Annotated in this window: 18 protein-coding genes; 8 read left to right on the top strand and 10 right to left on the bottom strand. The window is 73.3% G+C overall.

Going from position 1 to position 15974, the window contains the following annotated elements:
- Positions 1–144: 144 nt before the first annotated feature.
- The 5 genes from SM450_RS06335 to SM450_RS06315 all read right to left on the bottom strand — a co-directional run bounded on the left by SM450_RS06335 (position 145) and on the right by SM450_RS06315 (position 4785).
- A complete protein-coding gene (locus tag SM450_RS06335) occupies positions 145–1317 on the bottom strand; it encodes a hypothetical protein (RefSeq protein ID WP_474619030.1) in 1173 nt (390 codons plus the stop codon).
- An 87-nt stretch (positions 1318–1404) separates the two neighbouring features.
- Positions 1405–2154 carry a ZIP family metal transporter gene (locus SM450_RS06330; RefSeq protein ID WP_474618721.1) on the bottom strand — a complete coding sequence of 250 codons (750 nt, stop codon included), beginning with the start codon at positions 2152–2154 and terminating at the stop codon, positions 1405–1407.
- A gap of 39 nt (positions 2155–2193) precedes the next feature.
- Positions 2194–3393, bottom strand: coding sequence for a GNAT family N-acetyltransferase (locus SM450_RS06325; RefSeq protein WP_474618720.1), 1200 nt, complete (start codon positions 3391–3393; stop codon positions 2194–2196).
- Positions 3394–3445: 52 nt separating this feature from the next.
- Positions 3446–4165, bottom strand: coding sequence for a PP2C family protein-serine/threonine phosphatase (locus tag SM450_RS06320; protein ID WP_474618719.1), 720 nt, complete (start codon positions 4163–4165; stop codon positions 3446–3448).
- Positions 4166–4257: 92 nt separating this feature from the next.
- Entirely contained in the window at positions 4258–4785 is a 528-nt protein-coding gene (locus tag SM450_RS06315; protein ID WP_474618718.1) for a helix-turn-helix domain-containing protein, read from the bottom strand.
- A gap of 55 nt (positions 4786–4840) precedes the next feature.
- On the opposite strand from SM450_RS06315, the gene SM450_RS06310 reads away from it, so the two are divergent.
- Positions 4841–6088 (top strand): benzoate/H(+) symporter BenE family transporter, encoded by a 1248-nt coding sequence (locus tag SM450_RS06310; protein ID WP_474618717.1) that lies wholly within the window; start codon positions 4841–4843, stop codon positions 6086–6088.
- A gap of 283 nt (positions 6089–6371) precedes the next feature.
- Here SM450_RS06310 and SM450_RS06305 read toward each other — a convergent pair whose 3' ends face one another.
- The 4 genes from SM450_RS06305 to SM450_RS06290 all read right to left on the bottom strand — a co-directional run bounded on the left by SM450_RS06305 (position 6372) and on the right by SM450_RS06290 (position 8305).
- Positions 6372–6737: a hypothetical protein gene (locus SM450_RS06305; protein ID WP_474618716.1), complete on the bottom strand. Its 366-nt coding sequence runs from the start codon at positions 6735–6737 to the stop codon at positions 6372–6374.
- Positions 6738–6784: 47 nt separating this feature from the next.
- The gene (locus SM450_RS06300; RefSeq protein ID WP_474618715.1) at positions 6785–7033 is read right to left on the bottom strand and encodes a hypothetical protein; all 249 of its coding nucleotides are present in this window, start codon (positions 7031–7033) and stop codon (positions 6785–6787) included.
- Positions 7034–7111: 78 nt separating this feature from the next.
- Complete coding sequence (gene mscL, locus SM450_RS06295; protein WP_474618714.1) at positions 7112–7582, bottom strand: large conductance mechanosensitive channel protein MscL; 471 nt, start codon at positions 7580–7582, stop codon at positions 7112–7114.
- A gap of 39 nt (positions 7583–7621) precedes the next feature.
- Positions 7622–8305 carry a FadR/GntR family transcriptional regulator gene (locus SM450_RS06290; RefSeq protein WP_474618713.1) on the bottom strand — a complete coding sequence of 228 codons (684 nt, stop codon included), beginning with the start codon at positions 8303–8305 and terminating at the stop codon, positions 7622–7624.
- A 49-nt stretch (positions 8306–8354) separates the two neighbouring features.
- On the opposite strand from SM450_RS06290, the gene SM450_RS06285 reads away from it, so the two are divergent.
- The gene (locus SM450_RS06285) at positions 8355–9659 is read left to right on the top strand and encodes an MFS transporter (protein WP_474618712.1); all 1305 of its coding nucleotides are present in this window, start codon (positions 8355–8357) and stop codon (positions 9657–9659) included.
- A gap of 10 nt (positions 9660–9669) precedes the next feature.
- Here the strand turns inward: SM450_RS06285 and SM450_RS06280 are convergent, their stop codons facing one another.
- Positions 9670–10026 carry an STAS domain-containing protein gene (locus tag SM450_RS06280; RefSeq protein WP_474618711.1) on the bottom strand — a complete coding sequence of 119 codons (357 nt, stop codon included), beginning with the start codon at positions 10024–10026 and terminating at the stop codon, positions 9670–9672.
- A gap of 159 nt (positions 10027–10185) precedes the next feature.
- On the opposite strand from SM450_RS06280, the gene SM450_RS06275 reads away from it, so the two are divergent.
- The 6 genes from SM450_RS06275 (at position 10186) to SM450_RS06250 (ending at position 15883) form a co-directional block, all read left to right on the top strand.
- Positions 10186–11046 carry an STAS domain-containing protein gene (locus SM450_RS06275; protein ID WP_474618710.1) on the top strand — a complete coding sequence of 287 codons (861 nt, stop codon included), beginning with the start codon at positions 10186–10188 and terminating at the stop codon, positions 11044–11046.
- A complete protein-coding gene (locus SM450_RS06270) occupies positions 11046–11456 on the top strand; it encodes an STAS domain-containing protein (protein ID WP_474618709.1) in 411 nt (136 codons plus the stop codon). Before SM450_RS06275 ends, SM450_RS06270 begins: the two co-directional genes overlap by 1 nt.
- Complete coding sequence (locus tag SM450_RS06265) at positions 11453–11872, top strand: ATP-binding protein (protein ID WP_281585523.1); 420 nt, start codon at positions 11453–11455, stop codon at positions 11870–11872. The genes SM450_RS06270 and SM450_RS06265 overlap by 4 nt, the downstream gene beginning before the upstream one ends.
- Complete coding sequence (locus SM450_RS06260; RefSeq protein WP_474619029.1) at positions 11869–12882, top strand: SpoIIE family protein phosphatase; 1014 nt, start codon at positions 11869–11871, stop codon at positions 12880–12882. Before SM450_RS06265 ends, SM450_RS06260 begins: the two co-directional genes overlap by 4 nt.
- Before the next feature lie 110 nt (positions 12883–12992).
- A complete protein-coding gene (locus tag SM450_RS06255; protein WP_474619028.1) occupies positions 12993–14342 on the top strand; it encodes a sensor histidine kinase in 1350 nt (449 codons plus the stop codon).
- A 2-nt stretch (positions 14343–14344) separates the two neighbouring features.
- Positions 14345–15883: a SpoIIE family protein phosphatase gene (locus SM450_RS06250; protein WP_474618708.1), complete on the top strand. Its 1539-nt coding sequence runs from the start codon at positions 14345–14347 to the stop codon at positions 15881–15883.
- Positions 15884–15974 lie beyond the last annotated feature (91 nt).

Genomic DNA, 15974 nt, shown 5'->3' with positions numbered 1-15974 from the left:
TCAGCGGGTACCGCACCGGTATGCGCATCGTAATCGTGGGGGCCACCGGCAACCGATCCCACCCTCCTGAGTAAGGCGGGGGCCCTTCTTAACGCCTTCGGTAGAGAAGGGGCCCCTTCTCACACCCTCCGGCCGGGTGAGGCGTCAGGAGAGGTGGGAGGAACTGACCGACGGGGGGCGGGTGCCCAGGAAGAAGATGCCGGGGAAGCCCTTCGTCTCGAAGCCCCTGCTCGGGTTCTTCCGCAGGGTCGAACTGGAGATCGTCATGGTGCCGGTGCGGTTGTTGCTGACGAAGAAGATGGCGCCGCCGCCCTCGTTGGCGCTGTTGTTCTCGATGACCGTGCCGGCGAGCTTCACCGTGAACTCGTTGCCGTCGCAGTAGATCGCGCCCCCGCTGCCGCCGCCGGGCGTGCCGCCCCGGGCCGGGTTCGCGCCGCTGCCGACCGCCCGGTTGTCACGGAAGACGCTGTTCAACACCGTCCACGAGACGCCGATGCTGCTCAACGCCGCCCCGTTGGCGCACACCCCGCCGGTGAAGGTGCTGCCCACCACGTACACCGGCTTGTTCTCGAACTGGCTCAGCACCCGCAGCGCCGCGCCCCCCAGATCCGGGCCGGTGCGGTCGCAGCGGTTGTCGACGAACCGTGAGTTGACCACCTTGACCCGCCCGCCCCGGACGAGGATCGCGCCGCCCCCGCCGCCCTCGGCCTTCTCGCCCGTCGAGTTGCCGTCGGTGAACGTCAGGTTCTGCACGGTGAGCTGCGGGTGGTCCTGGTTCTGGCAGTGTGAGGTGGTGAAGCCCTGGGCCTGGTCGCAGGTGTTCATGTAGAGGATCCGCCGGCTGCCGCCGCCGCTCAGCGTGACCTTGCCGCCGCCGTCGAGCACGATGCGCGGGCCGTGTGCGTTCACCACCTTCGCGGTGGCCGTCATGGCGATGGTCACCGGCGCCGGGCCGCAGTCGAACGTGATGACGCCGCCGGCCGCCACCGCCTTCACCACCGCCGCCGAGGTGCAGCTCGCCGGCGTGCCGCTGCCGACGGTACGGGTCGGGCGTGACGTGTCGACCGCCCGCGCCTCGGCCGGCACGGCGGCCTTCCCGTCCGGGTTGCCGGCGCGGAGCGCGGCCGGCGCGGCGCGGGGGCTCGGCTTGGCGCTGCCCAGGCCGGCGCGGGCACTCGGCGAGGCGGCCGGGGTATCGGCGGCCGGGGCAGACGGCGTGCCGGTTGCGGCGACCGGGTCGGCCGGGTCGTCGCCGCCGCACGCGGGCAGCGTGGCGGTGACCAGGGCGAGGGCGAGCAGCGAGACAGCGGACTTCAGGCGCACCGCCCGATGCTAGGAGGACGCGCCGCCCGCCGACGACCCCGCCGACGATCCTTAACCCGCCGCTAAGCCGCCCACCAGGAGTCAGGTGTGGGACAGGGCGAACGCGACGAGGAAGCCGAGCACGGTGATCAGACCGACGAGCAGGTGCGCGTCCTCGAACGCCTCCGGGACCATGGTGTCGGTGATCATCGCCAGGATCGCGCCGGCGGCGAGCGCGGTGATGGTGGCCAGCACCTCCGGCGGGGCGCCGCCGAGCAGCGTATACCCGGCCAGCGACGCGGCGCCGGAGATCAACGCGATGGCGATCCAGAGCCCGAAGACGTACCGCCGGGTCCGCCCCGCCTGCCGCATGCCGGCCGCGCTTGACAGCCCCTCCGGCACGTTGCTGAGGAAGACCGCGATCACCGTGACGAAGCTGACCGGGCCGCCGGCCAGCAGGCTCGTGCCGATCACCACCGATTCCGGTACGCCGTCGAGCAGCGCGCCGACCGCGATCGCGTTGCCCGAGCCGGGCTGTTCCTGCTCGGAGGGCTGCTCGTCGCCGGAGCGCTTGCGGTGCCGGGCGCCGTGCCGGGCCAGCAGCACGTTCGCCCCGGTGTACGCGAGCGCGCCGGCCGCCGCGCCGATCGCCACCGGCAGCAGGCCGCCCTGTTTGTGTGCCTCGTCGATCAGCTCGAACGAGACGGCGGAGAGCAGCACGCCGGCCCCGAACGCCATCACCGAGGCGGTCGCCCGGCGCGGCACGCGCGCGAAGAACCCGACGGCCGCCCCGATCAACAGGGCGGACCCGGCGAGCAGACCCCAGAGTCCCGCTTCCAACCACTCCGGCACGCGCAGGACCCTACCCCCGGCCCGGCGCCGCCAACCCGATCAGAAGTCGGCGAACAAATAGGGCAGCTCACGGGGGAAGAGCCGGCGCAGCTCGGTGGCCGCCTCGACCGGCACCTCGCCCAGCCCGCGCACGGCCACCTCGGCCGGGTCGAGCACCCCGTACGCCAGGGCGGAGAGCCCGGCGGCGGTGAGCCGCGCGCACGGCAGGCTGCCCTCGGCGGCGTTGTCGGCAGGCAGCACCGCCAGCTTGCCGGTGGTGCCGTCGAGCAGGTGGCGGCCGGCGAGCCAGCGGTCGCCGATCAGTTCGACGAGCAGCCGGCCGACCCCGACCGGCTGGTCGGCGAGCGCCTCCAGGCTGAGCAGCCGGGCCATCGGCGCGGTCGGGTCGGGTCGGGCCACCCGCGCCTCGACGTGCACGTCCAGGTCGGTGAGCCACAGCTCGGGCAGTTCCCCGGGCGGCAACTGGACGCTGACCCGGGCCACCTGGTCGACGTGCCGGGCGAAGAACCGCAACAGCGAAGCGCGGGCGTACGGGTCGTCGAAGAGCAGGTCGTCGGCGATCAGCGTGCCGGCGTGGTCGTCGATCCGGTAGGTGACCGCGCCGACCGTCTCGCCGCCGCGCACCACGCTGAGCAGCCAGCGGTCGTCCCGCTCGCGCAGGCCCACGGCGCGGAAGTCGGGGAAGACCGCGAAGCCGTGCCGCTCGCGCAGGCACCTGTCGGTGTAGGCGCGCCACCGCGGATAGCCCTCGCCGATCCGCTCCCAGACCAGCTCGTCGGGCAACTCGGCGCGCAGCAGCGGCGCCAGGTCCGCCGGGGTGAACACCGCGGTACGCCGCCGGGGCAGCCCGGCGTAGCCGAAGCGCTCGTAGAACGAGGCGCGGAACGGGTGCAGCGCGCTGAGCTGGTGCCCCTCGTCGCGCATCCCGTCGAGGACCTGGCGCATCAGCGTCCGGACGTGCCCGCGCCGGCGGGCCAGCGGATGGGTGGCCACCCCGGCGACGCCTGCCATCGGCAGCACCGCGCCGCGCAGGTTCTGCCGCATCGGGATCGCCGACACGGCCGCCGTGGTGACGCCGTCCTCCTCGACCACGAGCGTCGTGTTCCCCGCGTTGTACGGCAGGTACGCCCGGAACTCGTCGGTCCGGGACGCCGTCAGCGGCGTGGCCTCGAACGCGTACGCCTGCAGCGGGAAGCTGGCGGTCAGGCGGTCCTCGGAGGCCAGCCGGCGAATGTGCATTTGTTCATCCCAACGCGCCCGGGCGGGGGCCGCAACCCGAATCGGGCCGGGATCAGGCCTCGGTGACGTCGGAGATGACCACCGTGACGTTGTCCGGCGCGCCGGCCTGGTGGGCCAGCTTCACCAGTTGCTCGCCGCACTGCTGTCGGTCGCCGTAGGTGGCGAGCGCCGCGGCGATGGCGGCGTCCTCCACGTAGTCGGAGAGGCCGTCGCTGCACAGCAGCAGACGGTCGCCGGGGAAGACGGCGAGCGCCCCGACCGCCGGCGGCGCGTCGGAGCCCTGCACCGCGCGGGTCACAAGCGAGCGCTGCGGGTGGTGCCGGGCCTGGTCGCGGGAGAGCGCACCCTGGTCGACGAGCGCCTGCACGAACGTGTCGTCCCGGGTGAGCTGGGTCAGCTCGTGGTCGCGCAGCAGATAGCAGCGGGAGTCGCCGACCTGGGCGAGGACCAGGGTGTCGCCGGCCAGCAGGGCGGCGGTAAGCGTCGTACCCATGCCGTCGCGGGTCGGGTCCACCGTGATGGCCGCGCGGATGCGCTGGTTCGCGGTGCTGACCACGGCGCGCAGCGCGTCGGCCGCCTCGTCGGCGCCGGTGGGCGGGGTCAGCTCGTCCAGGATCCGGATGACGATCTCGCTGGCCACCTCGCCGGCCGGGAGGCCGCCCATGCCGTCGGCCACCGCTACCAGGCGGTCACCGGCGAGGGCGGAATCCTCGTTGTTGGTCCGGACGAGGCCGACGTCGTTGAGGATCGCCGAGCGGAGGATGAGCGTCATGGGACAAGCTTGCCAAGAAGAACGGCTCCGCGTCTCTACACGCTGCCGGGTCGGGGGAAAGAAATGTCATCCGCTTACATCCCGGGTATGTGTCAATTGTCCTTACCGGACGGTCGCGGATAGCGCAGCAGCAGGCTGGCCCGTACCTGCTCGTCGCCCACCGCGGCGTAGCCGTGCGGCACGTCGGAGGTCCAGCGCAGGTATTCGCCCGGGCCGGCGGTGAGCGGGGCGTCCACCGGCCCGGCGCGGAGCACGCCGGAGAAGACGGTCACGTGTTCGGTGACGCCGGCCTGGTGGGCGGGGGAGAGCTGCGTCGGCCCCGGGCTGACCCGCATCCGGTACAGCTCGTAGGTCGCGTCGCGGTCGTGGAACACCTCCAGCAGCGTGGCGCCGACCGCGGCGCCGCGTACGGTGGGTGTCTCCTCGGGTGCGGACAGGACGGCCGTGAGCGGCACGCCGAGCTGCGCGGTGATCGCGTACAGCGTCTCCAGCGTGGGGTTGCGGACGCCGTTCTCCAGGCCGGAGAGCGTGGCCTTCCCGACGCCGGCCAGCCGGGCCAGCTCGGACAGGGAGATCCCCCGTTCCACCCGGAGGGCGCGGATCCGTGGGCCGACGTCCATGGGGCTATCGTGCTACACGACGTCGTTCCGTAAACGGAACACCCGAGGGGGAAGCATGGCCGGTCGACTCCAACCCGTGCTGGCCGGCGTGGTGACCGCCCTGGTCGGCTTCGCCAGCTCGTTCACGGTCGTCCTGGCCGGGCTGCGCGCGGTCGGCGCCGACCCGGCCCAGGCCGCCTCCGGCCTGCTCACGCTCTGCGTGGCAAGCGGCGCCTGCGCGGTATGGCTCGGCCTGCGGCACCGGATGCCGCTCGCCACCGCCTGGTCCACGCCGGGCGCGGCGCTGCTCGTGGCCACCGGCCCGGTCCCCGGCGGCTGGCCCGCCGCGGTCGGGGCGTTCCTGCTCACCGGCCTGCTCATCGTCGCCGCCGGGCTGATCCCCGCGCTCGGTCGCGCGGTCGCCGCGATCCCCACCCCGCTCGCCTCCGCCATGCTCGCCGGGGTGCTGCTGCCGCTCTGCACCGCGCCGGTACACGCCCTGGTGGAGGTGCCCCGGCTGGCCGGGCCGGTGGTGCTCGTCTGGGTGCTGCTGCACCGGTTCGCCCGCCGTTGGGCGGTGCCCGGCGCGCTCGCCGTGGCCGTGGTGGCGATCGCGCTGACCACCTCCGGCCCGGCCCGGCTGGACGCCGCCCCGGCCGTCGCGCTTACCACGCCGGCCTGGACGCTGCCCGCGATCGTCGGGCTCGCGTTGCCGCTGTTCCTGGTCACCATGGCCGCGCAGAACGTGCCAGGCACCGCCGTGCTCGCCGGCTACGGCTACCGGGCGCCGCTGGGCTCGGCCCTGCGGGTCACCGGCCTCGCCACCGCGCTCGGCGCGCCGGCCGGCGCGCACGCGGTGAACCTGGCCGCGATCACCGCCGCGCTCGCCGCCGGGCCGGACGCCCACCCCGACCCGGACCGGCGCTGGATCGCCTCGGTCACCGCCGGGATCGGCCTGGCCCTGCTCGGCCTCGGCGCCGGTGCGGCCACCGCCCTGGTGCTGCTCTCCCCGCCGGTGCTCGTCGAGGCGGTGGCCGGGCTCGCCCTGATCGCGGCGCTGGCCGGCGCGGTGTCGGCGGCGGTCGCCCAGCCGGACGCGCGGGAGGCCGCAGTGGTCACGCTCGTGGTCACCGCGTCCGGGGTCACCCTGCTCGGCATCGGGGGCGCGTTCTGGGGCCTGGTCGCCGGCTGGCTGATGCTGCTGCTCTTCCGCCGCCCGGCCGCACCGACGCCGGCCGCACCGACGCCGGCCGCACCGACGCCGGCCGGCACTAACGACGGGCCCGGGGTGGGCGCCGATCTGGCGGCCTCCCGGCCGTCCTGAGATTGCCGGCCCTCGGGTCTCCGCTGGTTCGCCTCAGGGACTGCCTCCGAGCCGGCGTTTCCGGCGTCGGCCCTCGGCCGCTCGCCCCTGTGCTCAGCGGTGGCAGCAGGGGCCCGAACGGCCTACAAACTTGATGACGTGAACGACTCGCTGGCCGTGATGCATCTACGACATCAAGTTTGTAGGGGCCGTGCCATCATGCCCCTGGCCGCCGGCCGGGGTTGAGGCGCGCTGACCGGGAACGCCCCCACCGAGCGTCGGGCATGGTGGTCACTCCTCGTGGTCACTCCTCGGCGGGCAGCTCCGCGACCGGGACGGTGAGGCGTACCGCGCCGTCGGTGACCGTGGCGATCCGGGCGGCCAGCACGTAGACCGCGCCGGTGGCGGCCAGCTCGGTGGAGACCTTCAGGTAGCCCTCGCGCAGCAGCCGGGCGGCCAGGTCGGCCGGTACGTCCGGCTCCTCGACGGCGGCCGACTCGATCAGCTCGTCGAGGCTGCTGCCCGGGTCGACCGGGGTGGGCGCCTCCACGGTCACGGCGGCCGTGTCGCCCCGCTTGACGAGGTCGACGGTGCCAACCTCGACGCCTGTGGAGTCGACCACCCGCATGCCTGTGGTGACCCGGGAGACGGTGTCCTGCTGCTGGCTCATGCCGAAGCGGTTCCCGGGGCGCACGGGCGCTAAACGGACCGCAGGCGCTAAACGGACGGAGTCCAGCCGCCCGGCGGGCGGGGCGACAGCTCGCGCCAGGTGTCCGGCCCGTCGAGCAGCGCCCGGATCGTCTCCTCGGCCTCGTCGACGCTTGCGTGCTCGTAGAAGCGGGAAATCCCCTCGGCGCCGCCGGCGCGCTGCTCCACGTGCCAGCGGTCGCCGTCCACCCGGAGGAAGACATCCCGCCGGGCGAGCCGCCCCCATTTCCCGTTCCACAAGTGTTTGCGCTGCTCCATGGCCGGACTCTATCGAACATGTGTTCGATTCGCGGCGGCCCCCGCGGAATCTCCACGGGGGCCGATCAGCTATGGGCGTCAGCGGGGGGCCGGCGGCTCCTGCCGGCGGCCGAGCACGTCGTCGAGCGCGCCACGCTGGGCGGGCGTGCCCTGGCCGCCGGCGACGAGCGCGTCACGGATCTCGGTGAGCAGCTTCACCTCCTCGCTCGGGGCCGAGGGCGGCGGCTCCTCACCGCGCTTACGCCGCTCGGCGAGCCGGTTCATCGGGTAGACGACCAGGAAGTAGAGCGCCGCCGCGGTGAGCACGAACGTGATCACCGCGTTGACGAAGGCCACCCAGTCGAAGTCGACTCCCCGGAAGCTGGGCGTCGATCCGGTGAGCCCGTCCTCGTTCCCGGTGATCAACACGATGACCACCCGCACCAGCGGTTCCAGGAACGACTTGGTCAGTTGCGTGACCACGCCCGTGAACGCGGCACCGATGACGACACCGACCGCCAGGTCGACGACGTTGCCGCGCATGATGAAGTCTTTGAAGCCCTTGAGCATTCGCACTCCCGTGCTGTCCGAGTCTCGGTCCGGCAGACCCTATGCCCCGGACGGCCCCTCAAGAAAAGCACCCGCTTCGATCGCCGCCCGCGCCGGATCGGCGGCCCGGATCGCCGCGACGAGTCGACCGTGGTCGACGTACCGCTCGGGGGTCAGCTCCGGGCCCATGGCCTGGGCGACCGTGCGGCGCAGCGCGGCGCCGACCGACGCGTACAGCTCGGCGAGCATGGGGTTGTGCGCGGCGGCCACCACCACCGTGTGCAGCGCGGCGTCCGCCTCCACGAACTCGTCCACCCGGCCGGAGCGCCACGCGGCCTCCCGGGTGGCGAGCGCGCCGTCGAGCGCCGCCAGGTCCTCGGGGGTACGCCGCAGCGCGGCGAGCCGGGCGGCCTCCACCTCGAACGCGCGCCGGACCTCGATCACCTCGGTCGTCCGGTCGTCGGTGAGCCGGCGGGCCACCACAGGCGCCAGTTCGTCGGTCGACACCACGTAGGTGCCGGAGCCCTGCCGGCACTCCAGCACGCCGGCGTGCACGAGCGCGCGGACCGCCTCGCGGACCGTGTTCCGTCCCACCCCGAGCGCGGCGACGAGCTGCGGTTCGGTGGGGATGCGCCCGCCCACCTGCCACTCACCGCCAAGGATCCGGGCGCGGAGCTGCTCGATGGTCTGCCGGACCCGGTGGCCGCGCGGTGGCACGGCGACGGAATCCACGGCGGGTGTCACCGGTTACACCTGCTGCCCAAATTCATCCCATGATTGTAGGTTGAAGCTCATGACGCCGCCAACCGCACCCACCGCGACCGCGCCCACCGCCGACGTCGCCCCCGGGCCGGCGGCCGGTGCGGCCCCGGCGACCACCCCGAACCCGGCCCTCGGCCCGGCGCGGGGCGGCCTGCTGGTGCTGGTCGGGATGCTGCTGGTCGCCGTGAACCTGCGCGCCGCGGTGACCAGCCTGGGCGCGCTGCTCGACGAGATCCGCGTCGGGTTGGGCCTCTCCGGCGCCATGGCCGGCGTGGTCACCACGCTGCCCACGGTCGCGTTCGCCGGGCTGGGCGCGCTCACCCCGTGGCTGGTCCGCCGCTGGGCGGCGCCCCGGGTGCTGGTGGTGGCCATGGTCGCGCTCACCGTGGGGCAGGTGCTGCGCGCGGTCACCGGCTCGGCCGCGGTCTTCGTGCTCACAAGCGCGCTCGCGCTGGCCGGCATCGCGGTGGCGAACATCCTGCTGCCGATGCTTGTCAAGCAGCACTTCCCGCAGCGCACCGGGCTGGTCACCGGCGCGTACACGATGGCCCTGACGGTGGGCACGACGGTGGCCGCCGCCTCCGCCGTGCCGGTGGCCCACGCCTTCGGCTCCTGGCGGGCCGGGCTCGGCGTCTGGGCCGGGCTGGCCGCGCTGGCCCTCATCCCGTGGGTGCCGCTGGCGCTGCGGGCGCGCGCCGCGCGGCGGGCCGCGAGCCGGTCCGCGGTGCCGACGGCGGTGGCCGTCGGGCCGGCCCGGGTACGGCCGGAGCGAACCCGGCTCGGCTGGGCCATGGCGGTCTACTTCGGCGCCCAGTCGCTCAGCGGGTACGCGATCATGGGCTGGCTGGCCCAGCTCTTCCGGGACGCCGGCTACCGGCCCGAGGCGGCCGGCCTGTTGCTCGCCGGCGTGACCGCGCTGGGCGTGCCGGTGGCGCTGATGATGCCCACCCTGGCCGGCCGGATGGCCACGCTGCGTCCGTTGGTGCTCGGGCTGACCGCATTCTCCACCGCCGCGTACGTCGGGCTGGCGCTCGCGCCGCGCGGCCTGGCGCCGCTGTGGGTGCTGCTGCTCGCGCTCGGGCAGGGCGCGTTCCCGCTCATCCTGACCACCATCGGGCTGCGGGCCCGGACCGCCGAGGGCACCGTGGCGCTCTCCGCCTTCGCGCAGAGCACCGGGTACGTCATCGCCGCGCTCGGCCCGCTGCTTGTCGGCATCCTCTACGGGGCGACCGGCGGCTGGACCGCCCCGATCGGCTTCCTGCTGGTGGCGCTCGCCGTGCAGACGACCGCGGGCATGGTGATCGCCCGTCCCCGCTACATCGAGGACGAGCGCTGAGCGGGGTCGGTCAGGAAGAGGCCGGGGTGGGTTCGCCCGCGACGGCTTCCTCCACCGTCGGGTAGGTGTGCAGCACCTCGACCAGGCCACTGACCTCGAGGATGCGCAGCACTCCGCGTTGCGGGGCGGCCAGCCGGACCACGCCGCCGGCCTCGTCGCAGCTGTTCTTGGCGCGGACGAACACCGACAGCCCGGTCGAGTCGCAGAACGACACCTCGGCCAGGTCGAACACGAGGCGGTTGCGCCCCTTGTCCAGCAGGTCCGTGATCTGGTCCTGGAGCTGCGGTGCGGTGGCCATGTCCAGCTCGCCCGCGACCGACACCACGACCACGTCGCCGCGCTGTTCCGTGTGCACCGTCAGGGACATTCGTCGACCTCCTGTGTTCGGTGGAACGGTATCCCACGATGACCGCGCCGTGCAGAACGGGAGCCGGCACAGGTGCCGCCGATCATTTCTTTGTCCCGTGGCAAGTAGTGCCACAACCCCCGGTGATAGAGTCCGCCCGTCCAGATCTGGGAGGTCAGCATGGCGTTGGGCGGGGAACAGGGTGGTCGGCTCGCCGACCTGCTGAGTCAGCACGCAGACCGGTTGACCAACCGTTGGATCGAAATCATCGCCAGTTCGTTGCGCGGCCGGCTGAGTCGGGGCGAGCTGGCCCGCCAGGTGCAGGAACTGCACCGCGTCGTGACCGACGCCGGCCGGCAGGGCCTCGGCGACCTGGCCGACGAGCACGGCGGCGAGCTGCGGGCCGTGCTCGCGGAGATCTCCACCAGCCGGGCCCGCCAGGGGTTCAGCGCCACCGAGACCGCGATCAGCGTGTTCGCGCTCAAGGACGCCCTGCTGGAGCTGATGGAGGAGGACAAGAGCGACAGCGTCCTGCGGGATTTCGTCGCCTACTCCGCGCTCATCGACCAGATGGGGCTGTTCACGTTCGAGACGTTCGTCCGGGCCCGGGAGAGCCTCATCGCCGACCAGGCGGAGCAGCTCCTGGAGCTCTCCACGCCCGTGGTCAAGCTGTGGGAGGGCGTGGTCGCCGTCCCGCTCGTCGGCACGCTCGACTCGGCCCGCGCCCAGGTGGTGATGGAGCGGCTGCTCCAGACCCTGGTCGACACCGGCTCGCCGTACGCGATCATCGACATCACCGGCGTGCCGGCGGTGGACACCCAGGTCGCCCAGCACATCCTCAAGACCGTGGTGGCCGCCCGGCTGATGGGCGCCGACTGCATCATCTCCGGCATCCGGCCGCAGATCGCCCAGACGATCGTCGCCCTCGGCATCGAGTTCGGCGACATCGCCACCAAGGCGAGCCTGGCCGACGCCCTGCGCCACGTGCTGCGCCTGAACGGCGTCGAGACCACCTCCCGCCGCGCCCGCCGGGAGGCGTGATGGAGCGGGTGCCGATCCTCAAGATCGGCGACATCCTGCTGGTCTCCATCCAGGTCGACATGTCCGACCAGACGGCGGTCCAGCTCCAGGAGGACCTGGCCGAGCGGATCGTGGCCACCGGTTGCCACGGCGTCATCATCGACATCACGGCGCTTGACATCGTCGACTCCTTCGTCGGCCGGATGCTCTCCACCATCGCGTCCATCTCCAAGGTGCTGGACGCCGAGACAGTGGTGGTCGGGATGCGTCCCGCCGTCGCCATCACCCTGGTCGAGCTGGGGCTGTCGCTCAACGGCATCCGCACCGCGCTGAACGTCGAGCGGGGCATGGAGCTGATCGCGGCGACCCGTGCCGACGACGGGGACGTGGCGCTCGACGACGAGGACGACGAGACGACGGCGACGCCATGACCACCGGCCTCGACCTGGGGGTGCCGGCGACGCAGGCGATCCGTAGCGACGAGGACGTGGTGCGGGTCCGGCAGCTTGTGCGTACCACCGCCGTGGCGGTCCGGCTCTCCCTGGTCGACCAGACCAAGCTGGTCACCGCCGCCAGCGAGCTGGCCCGCAACACGCTCATCTACGGCGGCGGGGGCAGCGCCGAGGTCACCACCGTCTCCGACGGCCGCCGCCGCGGCGTACGCATCGTCTTCGCCGACCAGGGGCCGGGCATTCCCGACCTGGACCTGGCCCTCACCGACGGCTACACCACAGGCGGTGGGCTGGGCCTCGGGCTCAGCGGCGCCCGCCGGCTCGTCGACGACTTCGACATCAAGACCGCCGTCGGCGAGGGTACGGCGATAACCGTCACCAAGTGGTCGCGATGATCTCCGACGTGGTCCCCGACCACGGCGTGTGGTTCCGGGTCGACAACGGCGCGACCGCCGGTGGCGTACGCCGGGCGGCCGAGCGGCTCGGTCGGCAGCTCGAACTGAGCGCGCCGCGCGTCGCGGACCTGGCCATCGTCACCGCCGAGATCACCAGCAACCTGGTCAAGCACGCGCGGGAGGGCGCCCTGCTGATGCGTCCCGCGCGCCGGGACGGGCGGGCCGGGGTGGAGCTGGTGGCCATCGACGCCGGACCGGGCATGGCGGACCTCACGCTCTCGTCGACCGACGGGCACTCCACGGTCGGCACGCTCGGCATCGGCCTCGGCGCGATCGCCCGGCAGGCGAGCCGTTTCGACGCCTACTCGCGTCCCGGTCGCGGCACGGTCCTCACCGTCCAGGTCTGGGACGGGCCGCCACCGGAGCCGGACTGGGCCGGCGGGCTGGCCCGGCCGATCACCGGCGAGCAGGACAGCGGCGACGGGTACGCGGTCCGGGTGGCCGACGACCGGCGGCAGGTGCTGGTCTGCGACGGGCTGGGGCACGGGCCGCTGGCCGCCGCCGCCACCGGGGCCGCGGTCGCCGCGTTCCGCTCGGCGCCGGCCGGCCCGCCGGAGGTCGTGGTGCGACACCTGCACGCGGCCATCTCGCACACCCGCGGGGCGGCGCTCGCGGTGGCCGAGCCCGATCCCGGGAGCGGCATGCTCCACTACGCCGGCCTCGGCAACATCGCCGCCATGATCGTGGCCACCGGCGAGCGGCGGCGCGGCCTGGTCTCGCTGCCCGGCATCGCCGGGCACCAGCGTCCGGCCATCCGCGGGTACGACTATCCGTTCCCGTCCGGCGCGACGCTTGTGATGCACAGCGACGGCGTGGTGGACCGCTGGAACCTGGACGACTATCCCGGGTTGGTCGGCCGTCCACCGTTGCTGGCCGCCGCGACCCTGCTCCGGGACGCCGGCACCCGCCGTGACGACGCTTGCGTCCTGGTCGCCCAGGTGCCGGCATGAGTGAACGCACCGAGCGGAGCGAGGGCCGTGAGGGCATGCCCGGTCAGCACGGCATGAGTGAACGCACCGAGCGGAGCGAGGGCCGTGAGGGCATGCCCGGTCAGCACGGCATGAGTGAGCCGCTGCTGCACCTGGCGCTCCGGGTGGAGCAGGACATCTTCCTGGTCCGCCAGCGCGGCCGGGAGGTCGCCGCCGCCGTCGGGCTTGAGCACCAGGATCAGGTCCGGATCGCCACCGCGCTCAGCGAGGTGGCCCGGGAGTTGCTGCGCGGGGTCGGCGGCGCGGACATCACGTTCGCCCTCGACCGGGACGTCACCGCCGGCCGGCTCCGGCTCCGCGTGGACCTGTCGCCGGTCCGCCCACTCCCCGGCGGCCGGTACGAGCCGCAGTCCGGCGCGGTCGCGCGTCTGGTGGACTCGTTGCAGGTGATTCCGGTCGAGGGCGATACCGTCGTGAGGATGTCCCGACGAGTACCGGACCACGCCGCCGAGCTGACGCCGGAACGCGCCGCCCAGCTCCGTGCGGAGCTGGCCGAGCGCGCTCCGGGTTCCGCGCTGGACGAGTTGGCCGCACAGAACGCCCAGCTCATCGGCGCGCTCGACGAGGTGCGCACCCAGCGGGACGAGTTGGCGGTGCTCAACTCCGAGCTTCAGGAAACCAACCGGGGCGTGATGGCGCTCTACAACCAGCTCACCGAGGAGTTGGAGGAAACCAACCGCGGCGTGGTGGCGCTCTACGCCGAGCTGGATGAGAAGTCGGCCCAGCTGCGGGCCGCCAGCGAGTCGAAGAGCCGGTTCCTGGCCAACGTCAGCCACGAGCTGCGGGCCCCGGTCACCGCGATCATCGGCTTGGGGCGGCTGCTGGCCGACTCCGCCTCCGACCCGCTCACCGGTGAGCAGGCCCGCCAGGTGGGGCTGATCCGATCCTCCGCCGGTGACCTGCTGAACCTGGTGAACGAGCTGCTCGACCTGGCCAAGGCCGAGTCGGGCCGGATCGAGCCGGACTGGTCCGAGGTCGACCTGCGCGCGGTGTTCGGGCAGCTCCGCGGCACGCTGCGGGCGTTGGCCACCCGGCCGGAGGTGGAGCTGGTGGTCGAGGAGCCGTCCACACCGGCCACCCTCCGCTCGGACGAGGTGCTGCTCGCCCAGGTGCTACGGAATCTGCTGCACAACGGCCTGAAGTTCACCGAACGGGGTGAGGTGCGGTTGCGCGCCGAACGCCGCGACGAGGCGTGGTCGCTCACGGTCACCGACACCGGGGTGGGCATCCCGCCGGAGTTGCACGAACGGATCTTCGAGGAGTTCTACCAGGTGCCGGGCACCACCCGGGTCGGTGGCACCGGCCTCGGCCTGCCGTACGCGCGACGGCTGGTCACGCTGCTGGGCGGGACGCTGGAGCTGACAAGCGCACCGGGCCGGGGCAGCACGTTCACTGTGGTCCTACCCGTGGGCGGAGCGTGACGGTGGACGGCGGGCCGGCGACGGTGCTGGTGGTCGACGACAGCGGCCCGAAGCGATACCTGCTGGTGAACTGGCTCAACCGGGCCGGGTTCACGACCGTGGAGGCGGAGAACGGCACCGCGGCGCTGGAGCGGGTGGCCGGCGAACCGGTCGACCTGGTGGTGCTCGATGTCCGGCTGCCGGACATGAGCGGCTTCGAGGTGTGCGAGCGGATCAAGGCGACGTCGCCGTCCACCCCGGTCATCCACGTTTCCGCGCACGCGGTGGACGTGGTCGACCGGACGCAGGGGCTGACCCGGGGCGCGGACGCCTATCTGACCGAGCCGATCGAGCCGGAGGAACTGGTCGCCACCGCGCACGCGGTGCTGCGCTACTACCAGGCCCGGCGGCGGGCCGAGCAGCTCGCCGAACGGTTGGCCGCGCTCGCCGACGCGACGGTGGAGATGCACGCGTCGCCGAATTTCGTCCGGCTGTTGGAGGCCGCCGCGTCCGGCGCGGCGCGGATTTTTCGGGGGCCGGCGGCGGTGGTCGCCGAGACGTTCGACGGGGACTGCCTGGCCGGAGTGGCCGCCGACCCGCACACGCCGGCCGGGATCGTGCCGTGGGTGGTGGACGACACCGGCGTGCCGATCGGCACCCGGGTGTGGGTGGACCAGGCGGACAACTGGCCGCTTACCGACTGGCCGGCGGGCGACACGGTGACCGTGGCCGCCTCCCGCCTACGCGAGGACCGGGCGCCGCTCTACGTGGTGGTGCCCACGTCGACCCAGACGGTGCGTACGCCGGTGCTGGTGCAGCTCGCCCAGGCCGTCGCCTCGGCGGTGGAGGCGCAGCGCTCCTTCGACGAGGAGCACCGGATCGCGGTGACGCTCCAGCGCAGCCTGCTGCCCCGGCGGCTGCCCGAGGTCGCCGGCCTGGACCTGGCCGTCCGCTATGAGCCGGCGAGCGCGCAGACCGAGGTGGGCGGGGACTTCTACGAGCTGGTGATGCTCGACGGGCACCTGCTGGTGGCGATCGGCGACGTGGCCGGGCACTCGCTGCACGCCGCCACCGTGATGGCCGAACTGCGGCACGCGGTGCGGGCGTACGCGGTCGAGGGGCACCAACCCGGCGTGATCCTGGACCGGGTCAACGAGCTGATGCGTACGCTGCTGCCGAACGAGCTGGCCACCATCTGCGTGCTGCTGCTCCATCCGGGCACCGGGCTGATCCGGTTGGCAAGCGCCGGGCACCTGCCGGCGTTGCTCAGCCGGGACGGGCGGGTCGAGTTCGTGACCCAGTCGGCGCCGCTGCTCGGCGTGCGCGCGCCCCGCCCGACCGACCTGGAGTTCGTGTTGCCGGCCGGGGCCACGCTCGTCCTCTACACCGACGGGCTGATCGAGCGGCGGGACGCCACCATCGACGACGGCATGGCGGCGCTCGGCATGGTGGCCAACCGGGTGGACGACGACCTCGACCAGTTCTGCCAGCGGCTGCTGACCGAGTTGGCCCCGCCGGAGATCAACGACGACGTCGCCGTGGTCGCGGTCCGCCGCCGCTGACGGCGGAACACCTGGCGTACGACGGCCAAGGGCCGGGTGATCATGAGGTTGACGGCGGTGTTGATCTCTCTGGGTGCCGCCAACCTCATGA

It is taken from the genome of Micromonospora marincola (genome assembly GCF_056150385.1).
This window is presented reverse-complemented; position numbering and strand designations above follow the sequence as displayed.

Excerpts from the sequence above, each read along its gene's own strand:
- SM450_RS06315 (WP_474618718.1), bottom strand. The coding sequence starts at position 4,785 with ATGGACGTCGGCCCACGGATCCGCGCCCTCCGGGTGGAACGGGGGATC.
- SM450_RS06255 (WP_474619028.1), top strand. The coding sequence starts at position 12,993 with ATGAGTGAGCCGCTGCTGCACCTGGCGCTCCGGGTGGAGCAGGACATC.
- SM450_RS06260 (WP_474619029.1), top strand. The coding sequence starts at position 11,869 with ATGATCTCCGACGTGGTCCCCGACCACGGCGTGTGGTTCCGGGTCGAC.
- mscL (WP_474618714.1), bottom strand. The coding sequence starts at position 7,582 with ATGCTCAAGGGCTTCAAAGACTTCATCATGCGCGGCAACGTCGTCGAC.
- SM450_RS06305 (WP_474618716.1), bottom strand. The coding sequence starts at position 6,737 with ATGAGCCAGCAGCAGGACACCGTCTCCCGGGTCACCACAGGCATGCGG.
- SM450_RS06270 (WP_474618709.1), top strand. The coding sequence starts at position 11,046 with ATGGAGCGGGTGCCGATCCTCAAGATCGGCGACATCCTGCTGGTCTCC.
- SM450_RS06320 (WP_474618719.1), bottom strand. The coding sequence starts at position 4,165 with ATGACGCTCATCCTCCGCTCGGCGATCCTCAACGACGTCGGCCTCGTC.
- SM450_RS06310 (WP_474618717.1), top strand. The coding sequence starts at position 4,841 with ATGGCCGGTCGACTCCAACCCGTGCTGGCCGGCGTGGTGACCGCCCTG.
- SM450_RS06265 (WP_281585523.1), top strand. The coding sequence starts at position 11,453 with ATGACCACCGGCCTCGACCTGGGGGTGCCGGCGACGCAGGCGATCCGT.
- SM450_RS06275 (WP_474618710.1), top strand. The coding sequence starts at position 10,186 with ATGGCGTTGGGCGGGGAACAGGGTGGTCGGCTCGCCGACCTGCTGAGT.
- SM450_RS06280 (WP_474618711.1), bottom strand. The coding sequence starts at position 10,026 with ATGTCCCTGACGGTGCACACGGAACAGCGCGGCGACGTGGTCGTGGTG.
- SM450_RS06285 (WP_474618712.1), top strand. The coding sequence starts at position 8,355 with ATGACGCCGCCAACCGCACCCACCGCGACCGCGCCCACCGCCGACGTC.
- SM450_RS06325 (WP_474618720.1), bottom strand. The coding sequence starts at position 3,393 with ATGCACATTCGCCGGCTGGCCTCCGAGGACCGCCTGACCGCCAGCTTC.
- SM450_RS06300 (WP_474618715.1), bottom strand. The coding sequence starts at position 7,033 with ATGGAGCAGCGCAAACACTTGTGGAACGGGAAATGGGGGCGGCTCGCC.